Raw genomic sequence first — 594 nt, 5'->3', positions numbered from 1 at the left:
GAAACTGCTGGAGCTATTATAAACTCTAATGATATTGCACAATTGCTTCAAAACCCAGATATAAAATACCTCACAGAAATGATGAATTACCCAGGCGTAATTTTTAATGATGAAGAGGTGCATAAAAAACTGCGTTTAGCAAAACAATATAACAAACCAATTGATGGGCATGCACCAGGTGTTACGGGTACAGATTTAGATGCTTACATTGCTGCTGGAATAACAACCGACCATGAATGTTTTACTTATAATGAAGGCTTAGAAAAACTTCAAAAAGGTATGAAACTACTAATTAGAGAGGGTAGTGCTGCTAAAAATTTTGAAGCTTTAATTGATTTATTGCCCAAACATTTTGAAAACATTATGTTTTGTAGTGATGATAAGCACCCAGACGATTTAATGTTAGGCCATATTAATCAATTATGTGCCAGAGCTATTGCTAAAAATATAAATGTTTTTAAAGTATTACAAGCCGCTTGTGTTAATCCTGTAAAGCATTATGGGTTAGAGGTCGGTTTATTACAAGAAGGTGATTTAGCCGATTTTATTGTGGTTGAAGATTTAGTACATTTTAAAACATTACAAACCTATATA

The 594-nt window shown here is 32.7% G+C and carries 1 protein-coding gene; it reads left to right on the top strand.

Features of this window, described 5'->3' with window-relative positions; all coding sequences use genetic code 11:
* Positions 1-594, top strand: a 594-nt coding sequence (locus FUA24_RS02925) for an amidohydrolase family protein (protein WP_148540002.1), incomplete at both ends; no start/stop codon positions are given.

This window comes from Seonamhaeicola marinus, from assembly GCF_008085455.1.
The sequence above is the reverse complement of the archived record's forward strand: the minus strand, read 5'-3'. Positions and strand labels throughout refer to the sequence as shown.